General features: G+C 42.8%; 8 protein-coding genes. 7 read left to right on the top strand and 1 reads right to left on the bottom strand.

The annotated features are described in order from the left end of the window. Window positions 1–10: 10 nt before the first annotated feature. Window positions 11–3,151, bottom strand: coding sequence for a SusC/RagA family TonB-linked outer membrane protein (locus HC965_RS16890; RefSeq protein WP_370539988.1), 3,141 nt, complete (start codon window positions 3,149–3,151; stop codon window positions 11–13). Window positions 3,152–3,464: 313 nt separating this feature from the next. On the opposite strand from HC965_RS16890, the gene HC965_RS16885 reads away from it, so the two are divergent. The 7 genes from HC965_RS16885 to HC965_RS16855 all read left to right on the top strand — a co-directional run bounded on the left by HC965_RS16885 (window position 3,465) and on the right by HC965_RS16855 (window position 13,088). Next, a complete protein-coding gene (locus tag HC965_RS16885) occupies window positions 3,465–3,686 on the top strand; it encodes a carboxypeptidase-like regulatory domain-containing protein (RefSeq protein WP_044655635.1) in 222 nt (73 codons plus the stop codon). Between the two features lie 801 nt (window positions 3,687–4,487). Next, window positions 4,488–7,325 carry a TonB-dependent receptor gene (locus HC965_RS16880; RefSeq protein WP_191032551.1) on the top strand — a complete coding sequence of 946 codons (2,838 nt, stop codon included), beginning with the start codon at window positions 4,488–4,490 and terminating at the stop codon, window positions 7,323–7,325. Between the two features lie 4 nt (window positions 7,326–7,329). Continuing rightward, entirely contained in the window at window positions 7,330–8,562 is a 1,233-nt protein-coding gene (locus HC965_RS16875) for a DUF4876 domain-containing protein (RefSeq protein WP_191032550.1), read from the top strand. Then, window positions 8,555–10,066: a DUF6850 family outer membrane beta-barrel protein gene (locus HC965_RS16870; RefSeq protein WP_191032549.1), complete on the top strand. Its 1,512-nt coding sequence runs from the start codon at window positions 8,555–8,557 to the stop codon at window positions 10,064–10,066. The genes HC965_RS16875 and HC965_RS16870 overlap by 8 nt, the downstream gene beginning before the upstream one ends. Window positions 10,067–10,103: 37 nt before the next feature. Next, window positions 10,104–11,729, top strand: coding sequence for a fimbrillin family protein (locus HC965_RS16865; protein ID WP_191032548.1), 1,626 nt, complete (start codon window positions 10,104–10,106; stop codon window positions 11,727–11,729). A gap of 218 nt (window positions 11,730–11,947) precedes the next feature. Beyond that, window positions 11,948–12,535: a hypothetical protein gene (locus HC965_RS16860; RefSeq protein ID WP_191032547.1), complete on the top strand. Its 588-nt coding sequence runs from the start codon at window positions 11,948–11,950 to the stop codon at window positions 12,533–12,535. Beyond that, window positions 12,522–13,088 (top strand): PepSY-associated TM helix domain-containing protein, encoded by a 567-nt coding sequence (locus tag HC965_RS16855; protein ID WP_191032546.1) that lies wholly within the window; start codon window positions 12,522–12,524, stop codon window positions 13,086–13,088. Before HC965_RS16860 ends, HC965_RS16855 begins: the two co-directional genes overlap by 14 nt. Window positions 13,089–13,101 lie beyond the last annotated feature (13 nt).

Here is a 13,101-nt window from a genome sequence, read left to right as displayed (position 1 = left end):
TTTCAACTATTTAAAATCCAACTTTTAATGTCAAAGTAAACTGTTTGGGGACAGGAGCCGACACACCACCGGAACGGAAGAACTCGGGGTCTTGTCCATTCAATTTCGAATCGGCATAAAGCAAGGCAAGATTCGTTCCCTGTATCTTTAGTCCAATAGTACTGATAGGAGTGGATTTCAACCATGTTTTGGGGAAATCATAAGAAAGGGATATCTCTTTCAAGCGAACAAAGGCACCACTAGCTATACGTGCAGTAGAATAGTTATACGAATTGTAAGCAATACTTAGATTGGCATACTGATTTCGCTCAAAAGAACTGGCCAGTACCGGAATATCCGTCACATTTTCATCACCAGGAAGTACCCAACGATTTTTAAAATCTTTCGGAGTGGCATCCAAGTCACTATATGAAGAGCGGAACATTGGATCCAAACGTACCTTGTTACCTCCTGAATAAGTAACGAATACATTAAGACGGAAATTCTTATAAGTGAAAATATTACCGATACTTCCCGTTATAGTCGGGTCAGTAGGACCCTCATATTTAAGGAAATCCACATTTGTCGATTGCTGAAGATTCAGACTACCATAGTTTGCCTTTGTAACAGTTTGCCCGTTAAAACTAAATATCGGGAAACCGTCAGAGTCCAAGCCTTCGAACGGAATAGAAAACAAACCGCGCACCGGATAACCTTCACGAGCGAAGCCGACACCGGAAATCAAGTCAAATACACGCGAACGTGATTTGAAATCTGTCACTTCTGTCTTATTATATCCAAAAATAAAGTCGGTAGACCAACTAAAGTTGCGGCTTTCAATATTACGGGTAGAAAGCGTAAATTCAAAACCATGAGACTTCATAGAAGCCACATTTGCCATACGTTCTACCGTCCCACCAACTCCCTCGGTCGTGATTGCACCAATCAAGTCATAATTATCACGTTTGTACCATGCAGCTTCAAAGTTTATACGATTATCAAGGAAGCCCATATCCAAACCGACATTCATCTCATGCTTTTTTTCATAAGTCAAGTCACTATTTTCAGGGTCTACAATCTTCAATCCCGATTCAGAGACACCTGCCGACGGACGCCAAGGAGTATAACTATTAATAATAATCTTAGAATTGGACACGTTACTCGGGCCTACGTCTGCTGTTAAGCTATAAGATGCTTTCAACGTGAAGTGAGATAAAGCTGGTTCTAATTTCTTAAAGAATTCTTCTTCATGCATATTCCATGCACCAGCAATATTCCAGGTAGGTAACCAACGGGCAGCACGGGACTTACCTAAACGGTTGGAACCTTCATAACGGCCTGTGCCTGTAAGAATATACCGTCCTTTATAAGAATAAGTAGCAGTACCAAAGAAAGCTACATTGCGCTTCTTACTATTAGAAAGATCATAATAGTTCGTATTGCCTTCACGGAGTTTTTTGAAAGCAAGGTAATCAAAGAAAGGAATCTCACCGTTGTCATATTGCATACCCCAACCATCAAAACTGTTTGACGTACGATTCTGAGCGTTTGATTCCATACCTGCATAAACATTGATAATATGAGTATCATTAAATATATCATTGTAAGAAGCGGCAGCACGAAAGTCATAGCTCAACATTTTATATTGTGCTGTATTATAAAAACCTCCCTTAGGCAAAATAGATACCGGAAGTGCATAGGGATCATCCGGATTCTTATACAACCACGAATTACGGTTGATAATCGTACCATCTCCCATAGCCCGATATGCTAATGCCTGATTTGAGTTTTCGCGTATTTTGTGTTCTTGTGATGTGGCGGAATACTTCAAAGCACCTAAGGCACTCAATTCAAGTTTATGAAAAAGTTTCCATTTCAATTCAGCCTGAAACTTCAAATCAATAACATCCAAAGAGATATTATTAGCGTTCAATTCATTGAAAATATTAAAATCAGAATAATTGCGCATATAATACTCGTTGGGATCGAGCGTTCTGGAAGTATTTAAAGCATAACTATACGGATTTATATCAAACCCACGACTCACCGTACCGGAAGCTGCGTCAGAACTCTGTCCCAGTGTTCCCGGAGCTTTTTGCTGACGATAAGACGCATTGGCTATCACGTTAAGAGACAAATCTTTGACTATTTTATAGCTATTGTTTAAGTTAGCCGTGTATCGTTGTACTTTATTCTGCAACATCCATCCCGGATCAACCATCGCGCTGACAGAAACATAAGAAGTGGATTTTTCTGTACCGGTAGCATAACTGATGGAGTGATTCATCATAACGGCATTACTAAAGAGCAAATCGAACCAATCCGTATTTCTATATTCGGCTTCGCGCAGATATGCATTCTGCGCTTCAGGAGTTTGGGGCAATCCATACATTCCATTGGTTTTGTCATACCAATTATTTAGCTGATACATTTTGCCATACACGCCACTATTAGAAGCACGATACACACTGGCAAAGTTCAAATCACCCTTATCACGCATTTCTTTATAAATGCCCATTTGATCTTGTGAATTCATCAGGTTAAAGTTACGATAAGACGGCTTCATACGCATAGTAAACTCACCTGTATAACTCAACCTGCTCGTACCTGCCTTACCTTGCTTGGTGGTAACAACAATCACACCTGACATAGCACGTGCACCATAAATAGAAGTGGCCGAACCGTCTTTCAAAATCTGAAAACTTTCGATGTCATCCGCATTCAGTCCCGCAATAGCAGAACTAATCAAAGTAACAGCATCTCCTGAAGATAATTGATCGGCGCTGACTTCCACAACATCATCCATAATAACACCATCTACTACCCACAATGGCTTGGAGTTACCATAAATAGATGTAGCACCACGAACTCTAATCTTAGGAGCCGTACCGAAAGTTCCGGATACGTTTTGAACTGATACACCGGCAGATCTTCCTTCCAATCCACGGCTAATATCAGGCAGACCGTCCAGCTTTACACTTGCTGCTGTCAAACGGTCGGCTGCACCGGTAAAAAGTCGTTTATCCACTTTTGTCATACCCGTTACAACCACTTCCTGCAAAATTTCTGAATCTGATTTTAAAACAATCTTCATGACACCCGGCTTAATGGGGATTTCTTCCGTCTTCATCCCGATATAGCTGATCTTCAAAGTTCTTACAGAACTTAATATTAAAGACTATTTATTCTACAAAATCGGGAATATTTGTCAATATAATCCTCTGATATCAAGAATTTAAAGGCATAAGTACTCTTTACCACCATTAAGTAACGATATACCTTATTAATAATAACACTATATTATCAAACATAGAATATATGCTTTCTTGAAAAACGGCATTCGCTTACATCTTTCAAATTTCCCTGCAAATAAATTGATGTTTTTTTTATTATTTTGTTTTGATTTTAATAAAATCTGCTTATTTTTGCAAAAAGCATACAAGCAAATAAACAACTATTATATTAACCAAATATCTAGTAAGCGTATGAAAAGAAGATTTGTGTTGTTATTGGCCTGCTTATTGGCAGGAATCGGTCTGGCGATTGCCCAAACACCTAAAACAATCACAGGTATTGTCATTTCGGAAGAGGACAACCAGCCTGTTGTAGGGGCATCCGTACTAGTGAAAGGCACGTCGATAGGAACTACCACCAACATGGATGGAAAGTTTACTATCAGCAATGTACCAAGTTCTGTAAGAACTTAATCAGCCTCCAATACCTTCACACAACAAATATATACTAAACCCTTTGTTTCAGATTAACCACTACACTAAAGATTATTTCTACTAAAAGATGATGGGAATTCCCATATAGTTACAGGGTTCCTCACTTTTTAATCATTTCCAGCCTTTAAACTAAATACTAATATGCTACCGAGAAGCAGGCTGACATTTTTTGAGCATATTCCATCATATATTTATTCCATACATCAACCGTCATAATAGTAGTCTTGTCTCAGACAGTCCCCCAGCAATAAGTATATTCAGAATCTGGTTCATATTCTCTGATAGTCAGCTTATGAACGCTGGCAGCATCCAGTTCATACAGGATAAGTTTGATAACTACGGATTCTGCTTCTTTCCCATACGATTGTAATTATTGTCTCTGTGTGCAATAATTATTCCAGAGTTATACTAAATATAATCACTTCAGATACATATATTTATTCGTAGCACTATAGTGCGACGAAACATTGACTATAGTCTCTCTTTCGTTGGACTATAGTGCTACGAAAGAAAGACTATAGTGCGACGAATTAATTTATGCACTTGGAAATAGTATTTCTTACAGAGTTAGCGCATAAATTTAGCATTCGAGTTTCTTGCCTAAAACATTTGGTTCATATCCCTACCAGATTTGAACTAACTTTGGGTGTAACTGCCTTGATTTAAAAGTATACACTCATACAACCATCACCTATTATAGGTATTTTACTTCCTTAAAATAGCCACTTATTGCGATTGCCCAGCGCCCGGTTTTTAACGAATTTTGCGCAAAACTTATCTATGAAGTATTGTCTTTTTAATATAGCATTCTGGGGGCTACTATTTCTTAATCTATTAGAAGTAGCTGCAGATTCAAACATCTATACAATCTCCGGTCGTGTGACCGAAGCTAAAACAAATTCGCCCCTGCCCGGTGCATCTATCATTATCAAAGGCACCTACTTATGGGCTGTATCCAATCAGAAAGGAGAATTTACGATACCGGGAGTACAAAGTGGGAAATATAATATAGAAGTATCCTTCCTCGGATATGTACCAGTGACTGTTCCTGTAAATGTACGCAACGATATTAAAAATCTGACTATACAGCTCAAAGAGAATACGCTCGCACTGGAAGATGTGGTTGTCACTGCACAAGCTCCGAAGAATGAGTTGAATACGACGTTGACTATCGGTAGCAATGCCCTGGAGCATCTTCAGGTATCCAATGTGAGCGACATTTCCGCTCTGCTTCCCGGGGGGAAAACAAAAGTTCCCGACCTTACTGCCAATAACATTTTCTCTTTACGCAGCGGCGGTTCGACAGCCGGCAATGCTGCTTTCGGAACGGCCGTAGAAGTTGACGGGGTGCGTATCGGCAATAATGGTTCGTTTGGCGAGATGAACGGTGCAGATACCCGGAGTATTGCCGTGGCGGATATTGAATCGGTGGAAGTTATCACAGGAGTGCCATCCGCAGAATATGGCGACTTGAACAGTGGCATGGTTAAAATCCACACAAGGAAAGGAAAGACCCCCTGGAATATTCTACTGTCCATCAATCCACGTACGGAACAGGTTTCGTTTGCAAAGGGATTTGATTTAGGGAATGACAAAGGGGTTATCAACATGAACGGAGAATGGACAAAGGCTACACAAAAGCTGATTTCTCCTTATACCTCTTATACTAGAAGAAGTTTCTCCGCCGGATACAGCAATACGTTCAACAAAGTATTCCGGTTCGATATCGGTGTTACGGGTAATATCGGCGGAATGAATACGAAAGATGACCCCGACGCATATTCAGGCGAATATACCAAAGTGAGGGATAACGTATTCCGTGCAAACACTTCATTGTCATGGTTGCTCAATAAGTCATGGGTAACTAATCTGAAATTTGACGCATCCGTATATTATAATGATAATAACTCGCATGCGCATACTTTCAATTCCTCTGCATCAGAGCAACCGGCAGTACACGCCACACAGGAAGGATATTTTCTGGCAAACAAACTGCCATATACTTATTTTGCCGACCAGGTGATTGATTCTAAGGAACTGGATTATGCTGCATCTCTAAAGTATGAATGGAACCGCCGTTTCGGGACTGTTAGCAGTAATCTGAAAGCGGGTGTTCAGTGGAAAGCTACGGGGAATGTAGGTGAAGGGGAATATTACAAAGACCTTGCATTGGCTCCGAACGGCTACCGTCCACGTCCTTATACTTCCTATCCGTATATGCATAATGTTTCCTTTTATGCAGAAGAAAGTTTGTCGCTACCTGTCGGAAGTACGATGCTCAGGCTGATGGCAGGTGTACGTTGGGAAAACCTGTTTATCAGCGGGACAGAATATAAGAGTCTGAACAGTCTTTCTCCACGCTTCAATGCCCGGTGGCAGTTGAACGAGCATATCGCTATCCGTGGCGGATGGGGGATTTCCGAGAAGTTACCTTCTTTCTATGTGCTATATCCCAAACAGGAATACCGGGATATACAGACATTCGGTTTCTCCTATAATAATAATGAGTCGTCTTATGTGTATTATAGCCAGCCTTATACATTGTTGCATAACAAGAATCTTCGTTGGCAAAAGAGCCAAAACTCGGAGATAGGCATCGACCTCAATATAGCCCGTACCAAGATTTCATTAGTCGGATATTTCAACCGTACGAAGTTGCCGTATAAATACACAAGTACTTATACCCCGTTTTCATACGATGTGCTCCAGTCACCGGATGGATTCACTATGCCGGCGAATCCGCAAATCAATGTAGACAATCAGACGGGAATGGTTTATATACGCGACAATGCAGCGGATTACTGGACTCCGATGGATGTGAAAGTGACCGACCGGACTTTTGTAAAATCCACCTCTCCTGACAATGGAATGGATGTGATTCGCCGTGGCGCGGAAATGATTGTCGATTTCCCGGAAATTACTCCTATCCGTACACAAATCCGGGTAGATGCTGCTTATACGTATACCAAGTATTTAGATAATTCGTTATCCTATTATTATCAGAACGGATGGTCGCACACCGATCTTGCCAACCGTTCCTACCAATATGTAGGTATCTATGCCAATGGCGACAATTCATCGACAACCGCCAATGGCAAGCGTACCCATTCACTGGACGCCAATATTACAGCCATCACCCGCATCCCGAAAGCCCGGCTGATTATCTCGTGCCGACTGGAAGCGTCGCTTGTGAAGCGTTCGCAGAATATCTCGGAATATAAAGGACAGGAATACGCTTTCAATGTAGGCGAAAGCAATAGTACTAAAACAGGAGGAAGTATTTATGACGGTGATTCCTACACAGCCATTTGGCCGGTAGCGTATCTCGACCTGAATAATGAAATACATCCTTTTACTTCCGAGGAAGCGAAGAAAGCCGAATTCTCCTATCTGATACGTAAATCGGGGAATGCCTATACATTCGCAGCTGACGGGTACGATCCGTATTTCTCTGCGAATATAAATATAACCAAAGAGATTGGCGATCATATATCTCTGTCTCTCAATGCTATCAATTTCACAAACTCACGACCTTATGTGAAATCCCGTGCTACGGGTATAAGTGCCATCTTCACCCCGGATTTCTACTATGGTCTCACTTGTCGCATTAAACTTTAAACCAATGAAGCAATCCATCTATATAGTATTACTGACAGTTATCAGCATCCTGACGGGATGTACAGACATAGATAAAGAGAATCCGTACGACGGCCAGTTACATGCCTTACAAGTCACCGCCGTTTATCCGGACGGATACACTGAATATCTCCGGGAAGGAGTAGCCGTGAAAATAGAAGATGTAGACCGAGGGTATTCCTATAAAGCGAAAACCGACAAGAACGGAGCGGCAAAATTCTCACTGGCAAAAGGGATATACCGCATACAAATCAGTGACAAGAGCGGACAGGACATATTCAACGGACTGGCGGACAATGTGAAACTGAGTGATAACAATATGACTTTCAATCTTCCATTGCTTCATTCCAAAGCCGGAGCGATTATTATCAAGGAAATCTATTGCGGTGGCTGTACGAAGCTGCCGTTGGAAGGAGATTACCAGTCTGACAAATACATTATCCTGCACAATAACGATTCGGAAGTACAGTATCTCGACAGTCTATGCTTCGGGACACTCGACCCTTACAATTCACAAGCCACCAATGTATGGGTGTCACAAGACCCAATAACTGGGAGTACACTCTTCCGTGACTTCGCTCCCGTCGTCCAATGTATATGGCAGTTTGGCGGCACCGGAAAGACATTTCCGCTCCAGCCGGGAGAAGATGCAGTAATTGCCATCAACGGAGCTATCGACCATGCAGCCCAATACCCGCAATCCGTCAATCTGAACAAACCCGGATATTTTGTCTGCTACAACAACGTGCATTTCCCGAATACCCAGTACCATCCGGCTCCGGGCGACCAAATCACACCGGAACATTATCTGAACGTTGTAGTAAAGACGGGACAGGCCAATGCTTATACATACTCGATATCCTCTCCCGCTACAATTATTTTCAAGGCAAAGGACATTACCATACAGGAATTCGTTTTGGAAAAGGATAACATCGTACAAAAACCCGGCAGCACAAGCGACCGCGTGATAGCCGTCCCTTGGGAATGGATTATCGACGGTGCGGAAGTATATTACGGCGGTTCTTCAAGCAATAAAAAGCGTATTTCTCCTTCTATCGACGCAGGATATGTGACGCAAAGCGCCACTTACAACGGACGCAGCCTGCACCGCTATGTAGATGAAGAAGCGACACAGGAAGCCGGCTATGAAATACTGGTGGATACCAACAATTCTTCCGCCGATTTTTATGAACGAGAAAAACAATCTTTGCATGAGTGATATGAGAAAAAAATATATAGCCTGTCTTTTGCTACTATGCATGGTGTCCGCAGCTTCGGCACAGACCTATGACATTATAGAACGGCGTAACTCCTGGAATACCGGAGCAAATGTCACAGGCATCATGATGGACAGCATCACCACTTCTTACGCCGAACTGTACGGACGAAACAATCACGGGGATTTCCGCAACTATTCCGAAGCGGAAAAATCATGGAGCGCCGGGGCGATAGCTAAATCCATCACCCATCTGAAAGGCTACTCCCTGACCGGTTCATTCTCATTTGACCATACTTCGGGCAAGAATATGAGCGGTTCTATGTTTATCCATCCGGGATTCTATCCGGTAGATATCCTGGAGTTCACTCCCGGACGCAAAGACTTGCAGACTTATACGTTCATGGGCGGCATAGCAACCGATATCGCCCCCAACTGGCGATTGGGCGGAAAGATTGATTTTGCCTCCGCCAATTATTCAAAGCGAAAAGACTTGCGGCATACCAATTACAGGCTCGACCTGCAAGTAGCTCCCAGTGTCATGTATCACGTCGATGAACTGGCAATCGGCCTTTCGTATATCTTCAACAAGAACAGCGAATCGGTGAAAGCGGAAGTTATCGGTACAGCAGCAACTTCATACAACGCCTTTTTGGACAAGGGGCTTATGTACGGAGCTTATGAAGCATGGAACGGCAGCGGAATCCACCTAAGTGAATCGGGTATCAATGGCTTTCCTATCAAAGAACTGTCTCACGGAGCAGCATTGCAACTTCAATGGAAGGGATTTTACGGAGATATTGAATATTCACACGTTTCCGGTTCGGCGGGTGAAAAAGAGACTATTTGGTTCAAATTCCCTACCGACCGCATTACTTCTCATCTGAGTTATCGTTTCAAACAAGGGAATAAGGAACATTTTATCCGATTACATCTGAAATGGGCTCACCTCGTCAACAACGAAAACGTGATAAGCAAAGAAACAGTGAACGGAATAACAACCAGTCATATACAAGGTTCTAACCGTATCTTTGAGAAAGACGCCTTCTTTGTCCATCCCGAATATGAACTTATAAGTCCTCGCGGAGAGCTTCGCCTGGGCACTGAATTATCTACATTCAAGCGTCTAACGACTCAAATGTACCCATATGTCGCTTCGGAAAAGATGCTGTGTAGCCGGACTTATATCTCCGGCACTCTTCATACCGGAAGATTCGACCTGAAAGCAGCCGCTTCCTTTTCTACGGGAAACTTCACCGAGAAAAGCCGGACTGCCGAAACGGAGACAGAGCCGGGCAATCCGCCTTATCGTTTGACGGATTATTATAACCTGCAAAATGAATATGCAACCGCCACGCACGCCACTCTCCATCTCGGATTACGCTATCATTTCAATCATGGGATTTACGCGGAGATACAGGGAAGCTATACGCACGGTTTCAACCTCAACTATATAGAAGGTTCGAGCCGGTGGAACGAAGGCATTAAGTTAGGATACACTTTTTAAAAACAAGTAATATTTATATAAACTAAATTATTAAGCAATGAAAAAGATTTTGACGTTTATGTTCGCAGTTGCGCTGTTGGTATCTTGCCAGCAGGAAGAGAATGAAACAACGCCCATTGATACCGATAGCCGTATCACCATCGCTCCTATTATCACACGTGCTACGGAAACAAATTTCGAAAACACAGACCAAATCGGTGTAACAATCACCCGAAGCAATGACTTCGTATATGCAGCAAATAAGCTGATGACATTCAGCGACGGAGTATTCACCGGTGATTTACTTTGGTACACGGAAGGAAATGACGAGTCGCAGATAGTGGCTTATTATCCTTATAATTCAGCCGGAGCTCCGACATCATTCACCGTAAAAGCCAACCAAACTGACCAGGCCACCGGATACAGTGCATCCGACCTTATCGCTGCAAGCAAGTCAGGCGTATTGCCTTCTTCCAATGCTGTCGTTATGAACTTTAAGCATATCCTTACCAAACTGGTTATCAATGTGGAAAATGACACTGAATTCAACCTTTTATCAGTTGCACTGAAAGGTTCTGTTCCTACTGCTGCTGTCGACCTGGCAGCTCTTTCGGTGACAGCAGACGAGAACGCCACAGCAACAGATATTACCGCACAAGTTGTTAAGGCAAACGAAACTTACCGTGCCATCGTAATTCCGCAAACGGTAGCTTTCACGCTTGAAGTAGCGACTTCCGATGGCAAGACTTTATCACAGAAACTCGCTTCTACCAAGTTGGCTCAAGGCGGACAATACAGTGTGAACGTTCGTGTATTACCCGATGATATTATCGTTACTCTTAACGGTGAGATTGAGAACTGGACGGATGAAGGAGAAATCGGTGCAGACAATGAGGTTCCATTCGAAGAACATCTCGATGAGAACTATTTCTTATATGATGGAGTGAAGTATAATACTGTAACTTTGACGAATGGTACAACCTGGATGGCTGAACCGCTTATCTACTTACCGAAAGGACTCACACCTTCTACCGACCCGACTGCCGACAGCCATGTTTGGTATCCGTATGAAATCACAGCCGAAGGTGCAACCGTAGCTACAACAGATGAAAAGGCAATAAAAGAATTAGGTTATCTTTATGACCTGCAAGCTGCATTTGGCGGTAAGGAAATTACAGAAACTAATCTGACCTCTTTTGAAGGAGCACAAGGTATCTGTCCGAAGGGATGGCATATACCGACACGCCTGGAATACTTTAATCTGGTAGGAAAATCTACTAATGATGTTGATGGCAAAGTACCGGAAGACGGTGATAAAGCTCTTTTCTATGATACAGCTTATGATGGAGCCAAAATTCCGTCACTTAATGACGCAGGATTCAATTATCAATTCTCCGGTGTTCGCATGGCAACAAGTCTTACAGGTGCGGGGAGTTATCAAAAGACTGCAATAGCCAGTGATGACAAAATTCAAGCTGCATGGCATGGAAAACCGGCAATGAACTATTATATGACTTCGACTGCCTTCAAGCCCATATACAATAGCACCAGCGGACTACTTACCAACATACAGTTCTTTGGATTGATGAGTACAATCAATACAGCCAAGTATCCGGAAGGCAGATTATCATTATCTTATGTCAGCATCAAAGCTGGTATGCAACTCCGTTGCGTAAGAGACTAATTCGTCCTCCCAAAGGCTAATATTTGTTTCAAGGCTTGAAACTGTTTGTTTCCCGGTGTGAAACGAATGGTTTCAAGTAATGAAACAAAGTGTTCCCCGGTGTGAAACAGATAGTTTCAAGTAGGGATGAAACTCATTACGTATAGGACTGACTATTATAAGCTATAAACAAAACAATAAACTATTTACAAACTATATAAAAAACAAAAGCAGTAACAATGAAAACAAGAAAGCTAACAATCGCAATTGCCCTCATGGCAATAACCATTATCGGAACTTCATGTGGTAACAAACAACAAAAAAGCGCGTCAGAAGCAACTACGGAACAAACCGTCTCTTCCGCTTTAGAAATCGATTCTCTCCTGGCAAATGCCGAAAGCCTTGCCGGAAAAGAAGTAACCATCGAAGGCGTTTGTACACATACCTGCAAACATGGCGCAAAGAAAATCTTCCTGATGGGCAGTGACGACACGCAAGTAATCCGTGTAGAAGCCGGAACACTGGGAGCATTCGACCCCAAATGCATAAACTCTATCGTTCGTGTCACCGGTACATTGAAAGAGCAACGCATCGACGAAGCCTATCTCCAAAACTGGGAAGCCCAACTCAAAGCGCAAGCCGCCGAGAAACACGGAACAGGCGAAGCCGGATGCGACACAGAGAAGAAAGCGCGCGGCGAAACAGCCAACACGCCCGAATCCCGCATTGCAGACTTCCGCGCCAAGATAGCCGACCGTAAAGCAAACGCAGGAAAAGAGTATTTATCATTCTATTTTATGGAAGCTAATTCATATGAAGTGGAGTAGTAGCGTCCGCAAATGGAGTCGGATTATACACCGCGATTTATCATTTTTCTTTGCCGGAATGGTCTTGATATATGCCATTTCCGGCATTGTGATGAATCATCGCGATACGATTAATCCGAACTTCTCCATCACGCGGAAAGAATATAAGATAACAGAAAACCTGCCGGACAAAGCCGGAATGAAGAAGGAGAAAGTACTTACTTTACTGGAACCACTGGGAGAGACTGGCAATTACACCAAACATTACTTCCCTCAAACGGACGTGATGAAAGTCTTTCTGAAAGGCGGTTCCAACCTGCTGGTGAATGTAAAGACGGGGGAAGCAGTCTACGAGTCTGTCACCCGCCGTCCGCTTATCGGGGCGATGTCCCGTCTGCATTACAATCCGGGACAGTGGTGGACGTACTTTGCCGATATTTTCGCTATCGGACTTATCATCATCACTCTTTCCGGTGTCATCATGCTGAAAGGGAATAAAGGTATTATCGGTAGAGGAGGAATAGAACTCATTGTCGGAATCTTGATTCCCCTGCTTTTCCTCTTCTTCTTTTGAATAGAATAACAGA

This window comes from Bacteroides sp. GM023, assembly GCF_014750685.1.
Classification (GTDB): Bacteria; Bacteroidota; Bacteroidia; order Bacteroidales; family Bacteroidaceae; genus Bacteroides.
Note: the sequence above shows the minus strand (reverse complement) of the source record. Positions and strands in the feature narration are given on the sequence as shown.

Excerpts from the sequence above, each read along its gene's own strand:
- HC965_RS16875 (WP_191032550.1), top strand. The coding sequence starts at position 7,330 with ATGAAGCAATCCATCTATATAGTATTACTGACAGTTATCAGCATCCTG.
- HC965_RS16860 (WP_191032547.1), top strand. The coding sequence starts at position 11,948 with ATGAAAACAAGAAAGCTAACAATCGCAATTGCCCTCATGGCAATAACC.
- HC965_RS16880 (WP_191032551.1), top strand. The coding sequence starts at position 4,488 with ATGAAGTATTGTCTTTTTAATATAGCATTCTGGGGGCTACTATTTCTT.
- HC965_RS16865 (WP_191032548.1), top strand. The coding sequence starts at position 10,104 with ATGAAAAAGATTTTGACGTTTATGTTCGCAGTTGCGCTGTTGGTATCT.
- HC965_RS16855 (WP_191032546.1), top strand. The coding sequence starts at position 12,522 with ATGAAGTGGAGTAGTAGCGTCCGCAAATGGAGTCGGATTATACACCGC.
- HC965_RS16885 (WP_044655635.1), top strand. The coding sequence starts at position 3,465 with ATGAAAAGAAGATTTGTGTTGTTATTGGCCTGCTTATTGGCAGGAATC.
- HC965_RS16870 (WP_191032549.1), top strand. The coding sequence starts at position 8,555 with ATGAGTGATATGAGAAAAAAATATATAGCCTGTCTTTTGCTACTATGC.